This window comes from Novipirellula caenicola, from assembly GCF_039545035.1.
GTDB classification, from domain to species: domain Bacteria; phylum Planctomycetota; class Planctomycetia; order Pirellulales; family Pirellulaceae; genus Novipirellula; species Novipirellula caenicola.
The window spans coordinates 24,483-42,419 of sequence record NZ_BAABRO010000031.1 but is presented as its reverse complement, the minus strand read 5'-3'; the positions used below and the strand labels follow the sequence as shown (position 1 = coordinate 42,419).

Genomic DNA, 17,937 nt, shown 5'->3' with positions numbered 1-17,937 from the left:
GCCAAGAGTTTCGTCCGCTCTCAATTGCTTTTCGCACGTCCGCCAACGTGACCGAAAGTCTTGGCGACTTTCGCTACGGCTACGGTTACGGCTACGGCGATCGCAGCGTCCGTTTATCGCTGCCAGGTCGCGGCGGGCTGCTGGGCAATTTTGGCCTTCGATTCACGCAGTGTGTGACGGTAGTAGCTTTCTAGACACAGCGTTGCCATTGCGGTGGTGTAGATCGATCCGCCGTAGCCTCCCCACACGCTTTCGGTGGGCCATTGCCCATCAGGCAACTGGGTCGACAACAATCGCGACTGAAGTGCGCGGTTCCATTCTTCCCACGCCTCGTCTTGCAACTGATGAAGCGCGAGCGTGGCGTAGTACCAATAGTAGTAATTGTCTTGCCCAACGCCCGGTTTCTGTTGCAACAACGCGACTTCCGCTTCGTCGATCTCAGCTTGAGGCACGCGTTGGCCGATCAACAAGCGAGTCGCTAACGCTTCGGCGGTCATCGTACGGCTCGGTGCCTCGCCGCCTCGATAGCTAGCCAACCCGCCAGTGCGGCCAGACCGGACACTGCGCAAAAAACGCTCCATTCCGCGAACCGCCGCATCGCTGGGCTGAATCCCTGCTCGGCTGCCTGCATCTAATACCATCGCTTGCCAACCGAGCTGACTTAAATCTCCGGTGTCGCCCTTGGTATAACGCCATCCGCCGGTCCCCGAATGCTGCATGCTTTGCGTGTACTGCATCGCACGCCGAGCCGATTGGATCGCTGATGCATCGTGGGTGATCGCAGCGGCTTCGCACATCGCCAGCGCGGCCATGCCGTGGGCGTAGGTCGCCGCATAGATCGACGCGTTGCCGGCCAACGATCCATCCGGTTTCTGATTGCGGATCAGGTAGGCCAAACCACGATAGACGTTGTCCGCATATTCGCCTTGCTGATGCGTTTGCCCGGCGCCCATCAGCGACAACAGCGCCAATCCGGTCAACGCCGTTTCGGCGCGTGAACCGGCCCCGCCGCGGTTCATCCCCAGCGGCTGTCGCTCTTGTCCCGCACCGCTGGAATGAGGATCCCAGGCGCCGTCGGCACGCTGGTGAACGGTCAAATATTTCAGTGCCGCTGCAACGGCGGCCTCCGTTTCCACATTGCCGCCGGTTTCAATCAGGGCTTCGGTTTTCGCGTTTCCGACCCGGTTGGCAAAATCGTTCTGCTGGGCTCCGGCCACAAACGCTCGCTCGGCAGCGGCTGCCGAAACGGGAACCGCCTCGACCGTTCGCGGCGTGGGCTCGGTACGCGCAACAACGGGTTGGGTCGTGGGTTCGGGTGTCGGTTCGACGACGGGCGTGTTCACCGGCGTCTGCACCATCGGTTCAGCCGGCTGCGGCACGGGAGGAGTTTCCGGCTGGGGCTCGAACAATTTCTGGAAATCCGCATCGAGGCTATCCATCATCGAATCGACTGCCGTCGTCGACTCGGCTACTAACGATGGAGGCACAATCGATGGTGGTACTTCGACTTCGGCTGCATCCGACGCTGACGATTCGATTTCCTCGCTCTCCGCTTCCGCCACGTCAGCGACTTCGGGATCGACAAGCGAGTCGGCCAAATCGGAAACCGGCAACGGCGCGATCGTGGGCTGATCCTCGGCTTGGGAATGATCTTCACGCTGCATCTCGGGATCAAACGACGAGAATTCGATGTCTTGAATGCCGATGGTGTCGTCGGAATCCGGATGGCTTTCCGCGCTCCCGCCGGCGGGTTTGGGCAGGTAGGGGACCAAGCACAACAGGATTAGATGCAGCACGACCGAGCCGATCAGGCAGATGATTCCCGCTTGCCGGCCTTGGCGTTTTTGTCGCCGAAACAACCAAATCGTGATTAGCAGCAATGCCACTGCCACCGCCGCGACGGCGTACACCAACCGTCGATCCGCCCACAGCGAATACGAGGTTTGCAGCGCGATAAGCGATCGGTCTAACGAAAGGGAAAGCACGTCGTCACCGTCGAGGAATCGAAGTCTCAGAGTTTGCTTTCGTGTGCGAGAAAAGGGTTTGCCCGCTGCGAAAACCGCAACGACAAACGGTCATCCCCGCCGAATGCATCAGCGGCGGGTGCTTTTTGCCGACAATCCGACCTGTTGGACCCCGCTGCTGCGAACCGCGTGCAACACTTCGGCCACTTGTTGAAAAGAGCTTTCGCCATCGCCGCGGACCGCGACTTTGAGTGCCGGATAATTTGCATGTTGATTGCGAAGCGTCTCGGACAACTCGGCAATCGTCACAGGCGTTTCGTCGAGGGTCAGCGAACCATCATTGGCCACGACGACCACCCGCTCGTCAGGCACCCGCGTCATCGAACGCAGATCACCCACTGAAGGAACATTCACATTAATTCGGCTTTCTGCCTCGCTAAATTTACTGCCGACCATAAAAAAGATGATCAGCAGAAAGACGACATCGATCATCGGCGTCAAATTGATCGTCGCATCCTCGGCTCGTTCACGTCGAATTGCCATAATTTCACTCGATAAAACGTTCGTTCATCACCCCTGTGGGATAGGCTTCCAGCCTGTCATGTCCCCTGTGGGATAGGCTTCTAGCCTGTCATGTCCCCCCGTGGGATAGGCTTCTAGCCTGTCATGTTTTCCGTGTCCTCAACTTCCGGTGCTGCGTTTCAGCTTGTTTTTGGACCGGCGAAAATCGTCAACGGCTAGTTGGTTTTGTGAACCGGTCGCGCGTCAACAGCCGGGTCCCACGCGTTACCCGGTGCCTTACGGCCCACGGCTCACGGTTTTGATTTGCGTTTGGATTAAATCAACCAGTCGTCAAGCGTTTTGGATTGCCTGTCAAATTCAACGAAAGTCTTGCCGGCTTGTTGATCTAATGAAGTTTTCTGCGGCAAGGGTGTATGGTGGACTTCCTAGTCCGTCAATGGCGCATTCGACGGACTAGGAAGTCCATCGTACGAATAAAACAACAAGCCGTTGACGGCTTCCGCTACGGCCAGCCCAACTTTCAAGCCTTTACGTATATTCCCCAAAAAGCCCTCCCACTACGCTGCACGTCGCTTGCGTTGCGGGCGTGCGTTGCCAGAGTTCTCGAGTCCCTCAGCCGAAATGCAATCGACGACTCGTTGGCACAACTTGTCGATCTCGCCCAAGTACCGATCACTTTTGCTACTGAAATACATATAGGCCAAATAAGCCGGGATGGCGACCATCAATCCACCCGCCGTGGTCATCAGAGCGGTACTGATCCCCGATGCCAGCATCTCGGGTCGACCGATCGATTCCTGTGAACTGATCGTCTCGAACGCCTCGATCATCCCCAACACGGTACCCAACAAACCTAACAGCGGAGCGACGTTGCTGATCGCGTGAAACACACGGACGAAGCGACGCAGCCCATCGGCCACTCGATCGCCCGCATCCATCACCGCTTGTTCAATTTCAAACATCGGACGTCCCCAACGACGCACCGCGGCTTGGAACACCTCGGCCACCGGACAATCAAACTCTTCGCAGATCTCGGTCGCCTCTTCGTAACTCAATTGGCCATCTTCGACACACTCGGTGAACCGGCGAACGAACGGGCGGGGAATCACGCGTCCGCGACGCAGCGCCACCAAACGCTCGAGCGACAAGGCAAATACAACCAACGAGCAAAACGCCAACGGCAACATCAACCAACCACCCTCGGCGAATTTGCCCAAAATGCCTGGCAGTTGCCATCCTGCACCGGCGTCGGATTCTGCATCGGCCAACTCGGGCTCGGAAACCGCATCAGCCTGTGGTTGAGCCGACGGGATCGCGGTCGACGCTGGAATCGTGGGAATCCCGCTATTGAACTGGGCCGGCGCAGGTTGAAAGTTGTTCTGACCGTAGCCGTTCTGCTGAAAATTCTGTTGTGGGTATTGCGCTGTCGCCAATTCCAAATGAGTCATCCACCACAGCGAACCAACCCCCAACACCACCAAAGGTGCCACCCGCGACAACAACCCGGCAACATGAGTCGGTTGTCGCTGACGCACGCGGGGATGCAACCGCGCGGGGCGAGGTTGAATTGGCTGAGAAACAGGGAAATTGCGATCGCTCATCGTCGTAACGTTTTGTTCGGTGTGTTCGATGGTGACCCAGGTTTTGTCGGCGTCGTACCGTCACTTGGCGACAACGCGGCAAGCCGACGACTGGCTAGAACAGCGAACTCGCTATCCCCATGTCGGCTAACTAGAGTCGAATAACAAACCGCAGCGTCCCGTGTCCTCCCCAATTGCTCAAAAGATTTCCCCGCCTGGACCAACGAAGCGACCACCCACGTGCCATCGGGGTCAATCCCAGCCACCCCGCGGTAGGCTTCGATCGCTTCGACATACCTCTGTTGCAGGTAATACGTTTCACCGATCATCCACTGAGCCCTTCCTCGTAGCGATGCGTCGACTTGGCTGCTGCGAACGACCGATTCCAGATCGCTGCGAGCTTCATCAAATCGCAACCGGCGTATTCCAAGTTCGGCTGACAACATTGCGACCAGTGCCGTTCGGTAGCGATCGTCACCCGCCGCCGCGGTTGCCGCTTCGACTCGCTGCGTGGCCCGATCCACTTCGCCGATCGACACCTCGGTTTCTGCACAACGCAGCAGCGTGGCGAAATCGTCCGCTCCCAATTCATCGACCACATGACACCACCAAACGTGCGCTTCGGCTCGGCGACCGGTTTGCATCAACGCCTCGGCAAACAATCGTTCCATCGTGATCGTGCGAGTTGGGTCCTGTTGGGCGGGCGAGGTCGATTGCGATGCCAACGCCAGCATCGACCAACGCTCGTGTCGGCCAGCCCAGCGGCAAGCCGATTCACGTGATTTTGCTTGAATCGTCGACGTTGCCGGCGGCGACAATAGATACAACGCCAACCGTTCCGCGTCCGCAGCGACCGGCAACTGACTCAGCAAATCCGCAGTGGTTTGGCCCGTTTGGTCGATTTTGCCAAGTCGGTTGACCAATCGATCCCACGCGTTGGAATCGCCTTGAGCTGCGGCAATCCGAATTGCAATCGAGGTCATCGCGGGCGTTAATTGATCAAAATCACGCCGCAGCACCAAATTTCGTAGCGGTTCGGGGATCTTGTCGATGTCGACGGCCCCAAATTGATTCAATACTTCTTTGGCTGCATCCGAATCGGGCCAGCGATGGAACAACTCGATGATCATCGCTTCGGCCTCGTCATCGCGACCGACCTGTTTCAAACACGCAATCCCCGCCTGTGATGCACGGGCGGCGTCCGGGTGATCGGGATAGGTTTTTAGAAACGCAATCATCCGATCCGCAGCTTCACCCATCCGTTTGCCCGACATCGCCACCGCCCAGGCGGCTCCCAGCATCGCCGTCGGCTTTTGTGCCGGAGCGGCGTGTTCGGCAGCTAAAATGTAGGCGGTTTCCGCAGTCGCAAGGTCCTGTTTGGTCAACGAATCGCGACCAATCCGCAAGCAAAGATCGACCGCCAGCGGCGTTTGCTCAGCAGTGATTCCTGATTCGGCAACCAAGGTTTTCTTGAGCGTCTCGGTTGCAACGTCCAACCGTCCGGCGTGAACAAACAACGAAGCCGCAGCGAGCCGAACCAAGACCACGGTTGCCGGCGGCAAGGTCTTGCTCGCAGGCCGCTCGAGTGCCGCGTTGGCGCGGGAAAAAAACTCTACCGCGTTCGTCGCATCCCCGGCGTTCTGGAATGCTCGGCCAATCTGCGCCAACGGCAACGTCAAATCGATGTCCGGCGTTGGGGAATCCTTGAGCTGTTGGTCCAGCTTGCGAGCCACTTGCGACGCATCGGCGAGATTTCCCGCTGCAAAGTGCGACTGGATCAGCGCATACAGCTGGTGGGGGGAAGGCTGTGTCGAGGCTGTATCGTCTATCGGTGCCGACAAATCCTCCACCGCCGTGGCAGCAGAATTATCCCCTTGCTGCGCCACCCCCACTCGGGGTGCACATGCGAACACACCGATAGCAACAAGGATCGCCACGGCGATCCTGTTGGACGAGATTCGGGGCGGCCAATCCATTGGCAACTCAGAAATTCCTTTACTGATGAGATCCGCGTCGAATGATTTCTCTACATCTTCTCAAATACCCCAAATTGCGGATTTGCCGCAATCCCGGCTTTTCCCCGGCGATTTGTCGGTTCTGTTGCGTAAAAGAGACAAAAACAGAGCTAGGCTCATCCGGTTCTTTCATCTACTCTGTAATATGCGGTAAATAAGCTGTATTTCGTATTTCACGGTCCTTGTTCTTTGGCCTTACCTTCCTGATCCCGAGCAAAAAACTCTTCGCATGCTGAAAGCACTCGAACTGGCCGGGTTCAAAAGTTTTGCCGATCGGACCCGCTTTGATTTCCCCGATGGGATTACGGTCGTCGTCGGCCCCAACGGCTCGGGCAAATCAAATATTGTCGACGCTATCAAATGGGTTTTGGGATCGCAGAGCGCCAAGAGCCTGCGGGGCAAGGACATGTCCGACGTGATCTTCAAGGGATCACAAACCCGCGGTCCGGCGGCATCGGCCGAAGCGACCATCGTTTTTGACAATGCCGACGGCTCGCTGCCCGTGGACGCCCCGGAAGTCCACGTCACCCGCCGCGTCTATCGCAGTGGCGAAGCGGAATACCTGATCAACAACCAAGCCGTCCGACTGAAAGACGTCAAAGCCCTGATCCGCGGCACCGGCATCGGGATCGACGCCTATAGTTTGATCGAACAGGGCAAGGTCGACCGCATGCTGCAGGCGAACGCCAAAGATCGCCGGGCGATTTTCGAAGAAGCTGCCGGGATCAGCCGCTTCAAAGCCAAAAAAATCGAGGCGGAACGGCGACTCGTTCGTGTCCAACAAAACCTGACCCGACTTGGCGACATCGTTGACGAAGTCGCGTCGCGGCTAAAATCGCTGCGTAGCCAAGCCAGCAAGGCCGAACGTTATCGACAAGCCTCGGACCGACTGAAGGAACTGAGGACGCAAGTCGCGTGGACCGATTGGGCCGATCTATCGAACGAGCTCGAAAAGTTCGAACAAGACCTGACCGACGCCGTCGCTCGTCATCAAGAATTGCAGACGCTTCGCGAATCGATGACCGAGCAGCGACAGGCTGCCGACATGAAATTGCAAACGATCGCCGAGCAAGCGCGTGCGATCGAAGAGAAACGCTCGTCGGCCTTGCAGCGGATCGCTGAACTCAATGGACGACGCTCGGCTGACAACGCTGCGATCAAGGACTTGCGATCGAGCATTGCTAAATCACTGGTTCGTGTTCGGTTGCTGCAAAACCAAGCCGGCTCGGCCGCGGCGGAACTGCGAAACGCCAACGAGCGTCTTGCTCAGTACGAATCCGAATTGGCGGCGGTGCAACAACGAGGCAGCGAAGCCGAATCGCGACGAGACAAGATTCAAGTCGAAGTCGACGAGGTTCGCAAAAAACGCGACGAAGTCCAACAGAAACATCTCGCGCTCGTTCGTCGTGCTGCCGATCTCGAAGCATCACGACAACGCAGCGAACAACAGATTGCCGAAGTCACTCGGTTGTTGGCCAATTTGGGCAAACGGATCGCCACCGCCAAAGCGTCGCTGAGTGAAGCCGAAAAAGAATCTGAACTGGCGAAGAACCGCGTTGCATCGCTCGACAAGCAAATCGAAGATGCGGCCAAAGAAGTCGGGCTGGCCGACGCTAAGCTGCAAGAGAGTCGACGCACGTTGGCACGGCGACGCGAAGAAACATCGGCACTGAAAGTACGATTGCAAGGGGTCACCGAGCGGTTGAGCGTGCTGTTGGACCTGCATCGCCGTCAGGAAGGTGTTTCCGGAGGCGTCCAAGCGATCCTGCAAGAAATGAGCGGTTCGGACGACCCGATCGCCAAGACGATGCACGGCATTGTCGCCGAGTGTTTTGAAGTGGACACCCACGTGGCTCCGCTGATTGATGCCGCACTCGGTACGCGAGCTCAATACGTGATCGTCAGCGGTGGTAATTTGCAAGACGCGATCTTGTCGGGCAAATTTAAAATCAACAGCCGCGTCGGACTGATTCGACTCGATGAATTGCCACGTCGACGCCCCGGCGACCGGATCCGGTTGGATGGACTCAAAGGGGTCATCGGGCGTGGTGACCGAATGATCAAGTGCGATGCGATGTTCGAACCGCTTGCGCGACATCTACTTAGCAGCACTTGGTTGGTCGATTCGCTGGCCACGGCATTGGGGTTACGGAAACTCAGCGGTGCGGGACTGCGATTCGTCACCGCAACCGGCGAATTGCTGGAAACCGACGGCACCGTTGTCGTCGGACCGGCCAACATCTCGACGGGCCTGGTGAGCCGTCGTAGCCAAATCACGGCCGCCGAGCAAGAAATCAAACACTACCAATTCCAATTAAAAGAAACCGAGGCGGAATCCGAGCGATTGGCTTCGTTGGTGGACGACCAAGCCGCCGAACTCGGACGCATCGAGCAGAAACACCGCAGCCAAATCACCGAGCGAGCAGCGGCGGTCGCCGATCTGCGTCATGCGCAAGAGCGGTATCAGTCGCTCAAAACGGCGTACGATGAACTCGATGCCGAAGTCGCCGCGGCCGACCAAACTCGTACGACCGCCGAGCGTGAATACGCTGCCATGGGCAGTCGCATCGCCAGCGGCCAACAAGAGATCGAAACACTCGAAATGGAAGCCGCCGAGATTGACGAGATGCTCTCGGGCGCCCAAACCGAATTGCAATCGGCCACCAGCGAAGTGATGGCGATCTCGGTTGACATCGCTCGTGCGGAACAAAAGTACGAGGCGCTCTCGACCACGATGCAGCAACAGCGTCGCGACCAAAGCCAACGCGAAGCCGCCGTGGCCGAAGTCCGTAGCCAAGCCGAACAAGGACGAGTGCGGCTCGACGAACTGACGCTGCGAGTGCTCGAGGCCACCAGTCGGCTAGCGACGCTCAGCTGGGAATCGGATGCCAGCACGCACGAGCTTGCGTCGCTCGCCGAAGCGGCGGCAAAGGTTCGTGCCGAGAATCGCCAAATCGTCAAAGCCAGCGAAGACGCGATCAAGCAAACCAGTGTGGCCAGTGAAGCGGTCCATTCGATTACGGCTAAACGCGATAACGCAAAAGTCCGCCGCGATACGTTGGCCGACCGATTGCTCGAAGACTACGAGATCGACCTTCGCAACTCCGAACCTCCAGAGGATCTCGAAGCCCCCGAAGATCGCAAGGCGGTCGAAGACGAAATCACCGAACTACGCGCCCAGTTGCAGCGCACCAGTAGCGTCAACATGGAAGCACTCGAAGAACTCGAGGGGCTGCAATCACGCTACGATGAACTGCACGGCCAATACCAAGATTTGACTGCCGCCAAAGACTCGCTGCAACGAATCATTGGCCGGATCAACGCCGACAGCCGACGATTGTTCCTGGATACGCTCGAAGCCATTCGCCAGAACTTTCAAAAGCTTTATCGCAAATCGTTCGGCGGGGGCCACGCCGATTTGATCCTCGAAGAAAACGAAGATCCACTCGAAGCGGGTGTCGAGATTGTCGCCACCCCGCCTGGTAAGCCAAGCTTCAGCAACTCACTGCTTTCCGGTGGTGAAAAGGCGTTGACGGCGGTTGCGCTGCTGATGTCGATCTTCCAGTATCGCCCCAGTCCGTTTTGTGTGCTGGACGAAGTCGACGCACCGTTTGACGAAGCGAACATTGGTCGTTTCGTAACGGTGCTGAATGAGTTCTTGGACCACTCGAAGTTTGTCGTGGTCACGCACAGTAAAAAGACGATGACCGCAGCGACCACCTTGTACGGCGTCACGATGCAAGAGTCGGGCGTCAGCAAGCAGGTCTCGATCCGCTTCGAAGATGTCAGCGAAGACGGCGAGATCAACGAAGGCGAAGCGGCTTAATCCGCCGAGTCCGCCCGTGGTTGATCGCTAGTGACGTTCGGTCTCTTGTCGCTGTGCATTTAGTGAGCGGGCACCTCGGTTATTCCGATTGCTTTTCGATCTTGCCGAACGCGACTCGATCTCCTGCATCGCCACTTGGCTGCGTGAACTTGTCTTCACCGGCATGGATCACGAGCGCCCGCCCGACGATCGAATGCTCGCCGCTTAACGAAATCACCGAGTCGTCGATTTCGATAAGCGCAATGCCTTCCTCGTTCGCTTCGATATTGCCAAGATCACCCACGTGGCGTTTCTGATCGGTCATCTTTCCGTGCGGTTGATCGGTTGGGTTGAAATGTCCGCCCGCGGATTTGCCCGTTTCTTTGTCCGACAGATCGCCATGTTCATGGATGTGAAAACCATGTTTGCCGGGAGTCAATCCAGTGACCTCGCCACGAACCTGGACCACATCCCCTTGCTGGGTAAAGCTAACCGCTCCCTTCACTTTACTGTCACCAATCGGCACCAATTCGCACATCGCTTTGATGGTCGTGTTCGAGTCGGCATCGGTGATATCACGAGTATCAAGCGACGAGGCTTCCAGCTCAGGTGTCACGTCTTGATTCGTGGCATCGTCAACGTCTTGATTGCATCCCGTCAACAGCAGTACTGACAGCCCCAACACAGGAAAAAGTCGCAAGCGCATCTCAATTCTCCATTTCAAAATTTGAAAGACCAAGCTCCAAGGGCAAACCAGAAACAACCGATACTCTGGTCACCCGTAGCGTTTTTTTTGAGGGGGACGTGAAACAATAACGATCACCCCGGACTGCGTTCCAATCTCGTCAAACCCGGCGGTCGTGCAGCCATGATGTAGACGGCGTGCAGGATGCCTGGAACGATCCCACAAAGCGTCAATAGACAGTTGATCCAAAAATACTTGCCGATGCCAAATTGCACGTACACCGCGGCAGGGGGCAAGATGAATGCAATTAGTAGACGTATGAAGCTCATCGCTGCTTCCCGATTTAGAAACGTTAGTTATCCGGCGTTATCCGTGCATCGACTACGATTTTCAATCGGATTCTAAATCCGATAACGGCGGCCCGGACAAAGGAACCACAGATCGAACAAGTTGCAAACGATGTGCCATTTCGTCTGCTAGAGACACGCTTCCGCTTCCAACACACGGGCTCTTCGCAACATGCAAAATTATGCATGACGGATGCCTGGCTTCTTCACATCTGCCAAGCTTGTGCTCATCCAGCGAAGCGATCGTTGCGGGGTGACTGTCGTTTTCCCTTAGCTCAGCAGGTCGACAGGTGTCTTTCGGTAGACGAGCCGTTTTCGCCAACGCCATGAAGCATTTCGGAGTCGTGTTTTGCCGTGTCATCACACCCGACGCGTCAGTTTTGAAGTTGCGCTTTTGTATTTAGGGGCAAAGCCCCGGACGTTTACCTAGCCCAGCCCAACGGGCTGGGACCAAGAAAACCAATGAATTGTAGGGCCAACGGTCCGGCCGTTTACCGGGACATAATGAGGGCGGCTAGCAAATGGCCGGGCCTTTGGCCCTTAGGTTTCTTTGCATCGAAAACCTAGCCCGTTGGGCTAGGCTAGGCAAATTGCTGGGCCTTTGGCCCGAAGAACGAAAAACAGCAACTTCAAAACTGACGCATTCGGGTTATGAAAGATGCTTTGCAGCGTTGGCCGAAGCTGCTATGGGGATTTCACCCAATTACTCCTGCATGCCAGCTTAGCGGCTCGGTTGCGACTGCAGCAACGAATCCGGCGAATCCGTTTTATCCACTTTCCGAATACGGACATCGTGCGGCGCGGATACGTTGGTCTGCTTTTGAAAGTAGGTTTTGATCATTTCATATTGACTGCCGTGCTCCTGCAACTCTCGCCCTCGGGTAAACGTCTGCTGGTGATGGCCGCCAGCGGCAAGCATCGAATTCGTGGCGACGCGGTACTTTCGCTCAGGGCTCCATTGGCGTGGCTCCATGTGGATGTCCTCAACACGCTCGCCCAGCGGCTTGTCACGGTCATAGCGGAATCGCATTCCTGAAACCTGGATCATGCCACCAACTTTTTTGTCGAGATCCTTTGTAAAAACATTCTCGACCGCCTGCTCGAGAATCTCGCGCAATTCGCTTCCGGAAAGCTGCATCGTGACGACCTTGCCTTCGTGGGGAACGAGCTGCCGAAGCTGGGCCGCGGTGATCGGCCCCGGCGGAATGGCCACCCCATAACCCACACCGGGCAGCAAAGCCACGTCACTACTGGTCGTTTCGCGAAGGATGTCCGCAAACAGGCTGTCGACGGGCGACTGCGCGTCACGTTTCCTCGGCTGTTGGCCTGCCAGCGTCTGGGCACGAATCAACCATGAGGCAGCTTCGCCAATCGGCTCGTCCATGCGATCGCGATGGGGAGCAATGATTTGTTCGACAAGCTTGTGGATTGCCGGATCCGGATTGAATTCGCTTGCCAGCAGCGGATACAAGACGCGTCGATGCTTGACGATGCGTCCATCCTCGATGAACAAGTCCAACCGCCCCAAATCCGAGCCGTGTGCTCCGGCTTGAACGATCAACGTCTGACCAACCCGCCGTGCTTCGTGCATCCGGTTATGACTGTGTCCACCGACAATCACGTCAATTCCTCGCACCTGCTTGGCAAGCTGGATGTCGGCGCCGAGTCCGAGATGAGTCAACGCGATGACCAAATCGACGCCCTGGTTGCGAAGCTCGTTGACGAACTTTCTGGCGACGTCCACCTCAGGATCAAACGTCATATCTTGAACGTTTTTTGGTGCCGTGGTCCACGGGGTTTTGGGGTAGGCAAGTCCAAACACGCCGACCTTCACGCCATCGTAGTCCTTGATCATGTAGGGGCGCGTCAGCAATTCGCCGTTGTCCTTTCGCCGTACATTAGCAGCAAGCGTGGCAAACCCCGCAGATTCAATCCGCTGCATCAGCGTGGCACCACCAAAGTCTGGTTCGTGATTGCCGATCACCACCGCATCGTACTGCAGCGCATCGAATACTTGTGTCAACGCTTGACCGTGCGTCAATTGCGCGATCATCGTATCACCGATCAGGTCACCCGCGTCCATCAACAACAGGTTCGGCGATTCGGCGCGGACGGCAGCGATGGCCGATGCCAAACGAGCAGCTCCACCTAGCTGCTGATCCTGAAGCTCTCCCTCCCATCCACGCCACGCCCTCAGGTGACCATGCACGTCGTTCGTGTGGAGGAGCGTGATCATGGTTGGCGGCGAATCATCCTGAGGGCTTAGTGGAAAGGGAGATAAGCATACCCATCCATTTGGCTGTTGATGTTGACGGTGGCTGCCGAAACAGCGACTTCTACATCCGACGCAACATCACTAGTGGCAAACCCATGATGAGCGAGAGCTTGGCCGCAGACGTAAATCTTCACCCCCGCTTCCTTCAGCTTGCCGATCAGTTCGAGGTTTGGATTTTTGTTCTTTCCTTTGGCATTCAGGTAGGGATCGGTGTGCTTTCCATAACCTGTGTCCGATAGCGCAGCTTTGGTGGCAGGGCCGTGCAGGATGATCGCCATCTTAAATCCGTTGTCCATTCCCGCTCCGGCTTCGGAGTACTGATTTAGGATCAGCGCGGCACGATCAAAGCCTTTGATCACAGAGCCAGATTTTGCATCCGACGTAATATCCAACAGCACCTTCGAATTCGCTTTGGGTTGGTGGGCAGCGTCCGAAAGGGTGACGATCCCGCCGTGATCTTTGATCACCGGGTACTTGAAATTGGGCTCCCCCGTCGGGTCGGCCGCTTGTCCGAGAGTTGGCATTACCAACAGAAGCAGTGTTGCAAGCATAGGAATTGTCGATCGCATCGTTACTCTCACTTTTAAATTCGGGGGAAAGGTTAAGAACGGGATTGCAGCAATCAAGTCGTGCTTTCCTCGGGTTCTGGACGATCGAAATCGATCAACCAGAAACTCAGCAAAATCAGCGCCAAGCCGGCTCACGGGAACGCTTCGCAATGAGATATCGACTTCGTTCGCTCTCCAAATGGGATGGTCGGCAATTCCGAACGAGGAACCGCGACGCGAGTTGTGTGGCGGCGAGCACGTGTTGAAACTTGTCCACCTAAAATGAGTGCAACAAGAAAAGACATTCCACATCAAATCAATCTGCCAACGGCCTCGTCACTCAAGCCCGTGCAGGTTGCGAACGCTTGCGTCTCGCACCAAACCAACCGGTGCGTCGTCGGCGAATCGAAGGCCAGAATCGCCGAACGATTAAATTCACCAACTCTTGATCGGACAACCGATCAAAGGCGGTGTCTCGCACAATTCGCTCCTCCCGGCTCAGCCGAATCGCATGGATCTGCTCCAGCAATTGTGATCTCCGATTGCTCTGACACATCGACTTCGTCAACACGTTTAGCATGTCCTCGCGGGTGAGCCGTTTGAGTAACACGTCCCCTATTTCCTGTTGTGACGGGCTCAACCGAGTGTCGTAGCGATCCCGTAGCGTGCGGACGATCTGAACGACGTTGACGACTAAAAATAGCGACATCCACGATGCAGGCGCGAACATCGCATCGGCTTGGCAACAGAAAAAGATGATGCCAAAAATTAATCCCGCACACGTCAGAACACGTAGCCACAAAATGTCTTTGCAGAGGTACGAGCCGAGGTAGAAAAGATTCGCGACATGGATGCAATGATCAGCTGTCATCGTGGGGTTAAGGCTCGACAAAAAGGGTCAATGGAAATGGGGACGTAATAGCTCAAGATGTGATTTCTGTTCTTCCAATTGCCAGCGATCAAAATACTGTTCGGCTTTCGCGATCTCGCGAACCATTGGTCGGATAATGGCCACGTTGCACCGAAACGAACCAGCGTTACGGCGTCTACTGCCAACTCAGCGTTGCGTATCGAGTCGCGAATTCGTCTCGTTTGCGACTCGGTCCGTTTCGCGTCCGACGTCAATATCAGGCACGCAGTTTGCTAATCTCGTGCCATAGTCCCCAATCACCTTTGTGCCCCAACTACGCCTAATCGGACTACCTTTACATTGATGGACTTCTCTTACTTGCGACTCCGTTCCGTTTTGACGGGCAGCATCTACACCATGATTTGCCTCTCGATTCTCGGTTGCCGCGACCGGGATTCGATGCAGCAATCGGCCGAGCGTCAAAACCTTGCCGTCCGTCCGGTGGTGGCCGTCTCCTCGATCAATCCCTCCAACTCTGATTTCGGCCGTCAACATCAGCTGCCGCTGCCGAGCACCATGGCGGTTTTTGACTACGAGAAGCAACTATTCAAGTTTTTGAGCGAGCGTCAGTACGTTGAACTGGGATGGCGAAAGGACAAAACGGTTCGCGATACAGGTCCCTACATCGACGGAACCTACTACGGAACTCATCCTGCGGTGCGAGTCTTCTATTCGCCGGGGATCACCCGTTGGCTTGCCGAAGGACGCGTCGGCCCGATCGCCGATGGGGAAATGATCATCAAAGAACAATACGCTCCGCCAGCAATCCTGCATCGCGATAAATCCGAAGCCGAACTGCGCGACTCATTGGAATCATGGACGGTGATGATCAAGGATTCCACCGGCTCGCATGATGGTTGGTTCTGGAGCAATCCATCGGCGGATGCAGAACCGTTTGACTATCACGCGAAAAACGAGCAACCCTATTCGGGGTTCGGTCTTTACTGCGTACGCTGTCATGCATCGGCCCAGTCACCCGGCGTCGAATCACCGGCGGACATGGCAAACGAGTTCACCTTTGCATCGCTACGAAACATCGAAGGGTTCCCTGGCCAACCGATCCTTTTTCGAGTCGACGATTCGTGGCAAGCTGCAGCAGATCAGGAAGCCGATGACGAAGCCAGTGGGGGCGATACGGATGCAACCGAGACATCGAAGGTGGCCAAGGCTACGGCAGATCAGGCATTTACGGCGCTGTACGACTCGATCAAATCGATACCGCTTCAATCAATCGACTGCCTGCCACGCTCGAGCCATGACTCGGTCCCCAGCAGTCGTTACCAAGCGAAACAGTTCTTTACGTCCAATCAATGCATGAATTGTCACGCTGGACTAACCGGTCCGCTGGGTCCCGTCGGATATGTGCACATGGATTCAGCGACGAACGAATACGGGGGCGATGGAGTGAACGTTTCGCCCTACGGTGAATGGCGGTGGACGCCGATGGGTTTGGCAGGCCGCGATCCTATTTTCTACGCTCAATTAGAAAGTGAAATCTCCTTGATTCGGCAACAATTTGGGGAAGGCGACGAGTCTCGGCAAATTTCGGAAACGCTAATCGATACCTGTTTTCGTTGTCATGGCCCAATGGGCTATCATCAACGCCGATCGCAACACGGTGACGTCGAAAAAATTTCGATGGCCGATGTGCACGGTGATTCCGAAATCGGGGCGCTCGCCCGTGATGGTGTTAGTTGCATGGTTTGCCATCGCATCAAACCACCGGCCCAACCCGAAGATGATCAACGCCCCTATCTGCAATATTTCCTAGAAACTTCGACCACCGGAAATCTGCATCTTGGTCCGCCCGGTGAACTCTACGGTCCCTACAAAGACAACGAGGTAGCCGGCTACGCAATGCATCATGCGACCGGGTGGAAACCAGTCCACAGCGACTACCTGAAAAAATCGCAACTTTGCGGAACCTGCCACACGGTTTCGCTGCCAACCATTGATCGGCCGCTGGGCGATGATGATTCTGGACCACTAGTTGATCCTTTAACCGACGCCGAATCCGTTCCGGAATTCAAGCGATTTCACCATCACATTGAACAGGCAACTTACTTGGAATGGCTCAACAGCCAATTCAATAACGAAACCGATCCCGATGCCGTTCATGGTCGATCGTGCCAGGATTGTCATATGCCGAGCAAGGTGTTTGCCGACGAGAACAATGGGGCCGAAGAACCAGTACGCACGCGAATCGCTGCCATTCAAGATACAACATACCCCGACGCAGAAAACTTAGCCGAACACAAACAACTCGACATTCCCATCCGCGACGAATATCGGCGTCACGGTTTCGCGGGGTTGAACGTCTGGCTGCTGGAGTTGACCAAACAATTCGATCAGCAAGTTGGTGTCAAACAACAGGATCTGATGACAGGTTCAACGCGTGGCGCCGAGCAGGCGATTGCCGGCATGGTGCGAACCGCGCGACACGAGACCGCTTCGATCAAGCTAGACATTGTGCCTGAATCGACAACCACCTCCAACACACTGGACGCGAAGGTCACCGTCACCAATCTCGCGGGGCATCGATTTCCCACCGGCGTCGGATTTCGTCGCGCGTTCATCGAAATGACGGTCTTTACAACAGACGAACAAGGTAACGAATCGATCGTTTGGTCGTCTGGAAAAACCAACGAACTGGGTGTCATCCTAGGCGATGACGGTCAGCCACTGGAAACCGAATTCTTCGCTGGTGACGTCCCGGACGAGTCGCATCAGCCGCATCATGAAGTAATTACTTCCCAGAATCAGGTTCAAATTTATGAGACTTTGCTGAAAGACAATTTTGGACGCTTCACGACCAGCTTTGTTCGCGGCTGCGAGAGCGTGAAAGACAATCGCTTGCTACCCAAAGGATGGTCCGCCAAAGGTCCCGGCGGCGGATTGGATGGTCCCTATCTAAAGGCGACCCTACCGGGACCGATCGCAATGCAGGACAGTGACTTCACCGACGGCAATGGACATGACATCGTGCACTACCAAATTGCACTACCGGCAAACGTTGATCGAGACGAAATCCGCGTACGAGCAAGCCTCTATTACCAAGCGTTGCCTCCCTATTACCTGCGGAATCTATTCAAGACATCACCCGATGGCGGGGCGACGCAATTGCTCCATCAAATGACAAGCCGACTTCAGTTTAAAAACTCGCCAATCCAAGATTGGAAGCTGCTTATCGACCGCCAAGAAACGTCGCTCGTGGGCCTAGAAACGTCGCTCGAGGGCAGCGACCACACGTCGACGCCGGCATCGGCCGCTGCACCAAAGTGACCGT

At 56.1% G+C, this 17,937-nt stretch carries 11 protein-coding genes; 2 read left to right on the top strand and 9 right to left on the bottom strand.

The features are described from left to right. Window positions 1-113: 113 nt before the first annotated feature. The 4 genes from ABEA92_RS29915 to ABEA92_RS29900 all read right to left on the bottom strand — a co-directional run bounded on the left by ABEA92_RS29915 (window position 114) and on the right by ABEA92_RS29900 (window position 6,042). A complete protein-coding gene (locus ABEA92_RS29915) occupies window positions 114-1,985 on the bottom strand; it encodes a squalene--hopene cyclase (RefSeq protein WP_345689299.1) in 1,872 nt (623 codons plus the stop codon). A 108-nt stretch (window positions 1,986-2,093) separates the two neighbouring features. Then, window positions 2,094-2,507 carry an ExbD/TolR family protein gene (locus ABEA92_RS29910; RefSeq protein ID WP_345689297.1) on the bottom strand — a complete coding sequence of 138 codons (414 nt, stop codon included), beginning with the start codon at window positions 2,505-2,507 and terminating at the stop codon, window positions 2,094-2,096. Between the two features lie 536 nt (window positions 2,508-3,043). Next, window positions 3,044-4,087 (bottom strand): MotA/TolQ/ExbB proton channel family protein, encoded by a 1,044-nt coding sequence (locus ABEA92_RS29905; protein WP_345689295.1) that lies wholly within the window; start codon window positions 4,085-4,087, stop codon window positions 3,044-3,046. Then, window positions 4,084-6,042 carry a tetratricopeptide repeat protein gene (locus ABEA92_RS29900; RefSeq protein ID WP_345689293.1) on the bottom strand — a complete coding sequence of 653 codons (1,959 nt, stop codon included), beginning with the start codon at window positions 6,040-6,042 and terminating at the stop codon, window positions 4,084-4,086. Before ABEA92_RS29900 ends, ABEA92_RS29905 begins: the two co-directional genes overlap by 4 nt. Before the next feature lie 268 nt (window positions 6,043-6,310). Here ABEA92_RS29900 and smc point away from each other — a divergent pair, with 268 nt between their 5' ends. Beyond that, on the top strand, window positions 6,311-9,907 hold the full coding sequence (smc, locus tag ABEA92_RS29895) for a chromosome segregation protein SMC (RefSeq protein WP_345689291.1): 3,597 nt from the start codon (window positions 6,311-6,313) through the stop codon (window positions 9,905-9,907). 79 nt (window positions 9,908-9,986) lie between these two features. Here smc and ABEA92_RS29890 read toward each other — a convergent pair whose 3' ends face one another. From ABEA92_RS29890 to ABEA92_RS29870, 5 genes are all read right to left on the bottom strand, one after another. Next, window positions 9,987-10,592, bottom strand: coding sequence for a superoxide dismutase family protein (locus ABEA92_RS29890; protein WP_345689289.1), 606 nt, complete (start codon window positions 10,590-10,592; stop codon window positions 9,987-9,989). 113 nt (window positions 10,593-10,705) lie between these two features. Beyond that, window positions 10,706-10,900, bottom strand: coding sequence for a YqaE/Pmp3 family membrane protein (locus tag ABEA92_RS29885; RefSeq protein WP_345689287.1), 195 nt, complete (start codon window positions 10,898-10,900; stop codon window positions 10,706-10,708). A gap of 739 nt (window positions 10,901-11,639) precedes the next feature. Beyond that, window positions 11,640-13,154, bottom strand: a complete 1,515-nt coding sequence (locus ABEA92_RS29880; RefSeq protein ID WP_345689285.1) for a bifunctional metallophosphatase/5'-nucleotidase — start codon at window positions 13,152-13,154, stop codon at window positions 11,640-11,642. Between the two features lie 26 nt (window positions 13,155-13,180). Next, window positions 13,181-13,819: a DsrE family protein gene (locus ABEA92_RS29875; RefSeq protein ID WP_345689283.1), complete on the bottom strand. Its 639-nt coding sequence runs from the start codon at window positions 13,817-13,819 to the stop codon at window positions 13,181-13,183. Between the two features lie 262 nt (window positions 13,820-14,081). Then, window positions 14,082-14,612 (bottom strand): hypothetical protein, encoded by a 531-nt coding sequence (locus tag ABEA92_RS29870; RefSeq protein WP_345689281.1) that lies wholly within the window; start codon window positions 14,610-14,612, stop codon window positions 14,082-14,084. A 342-nt stretch (window positions 14,613-14,954) separates the two neighbouring features. Here ABEA92_RS29870 and ABEA92_RS29865 point away from each other — a divergent pair, with 342 nt between their 5' ends. Then, complete coding sequence (locus ABEA92_RS29865; RefSeq protein ID WP_345689279.1) at window positions 14,955-17,933, top strand: hypothetical protein; 2,979 nt, start codon at window positions 14,955-14,957, stop codon at window positions 17,931-17,933. Window positions 17,934-17,937: the final 4 nt, after the last annotated feature.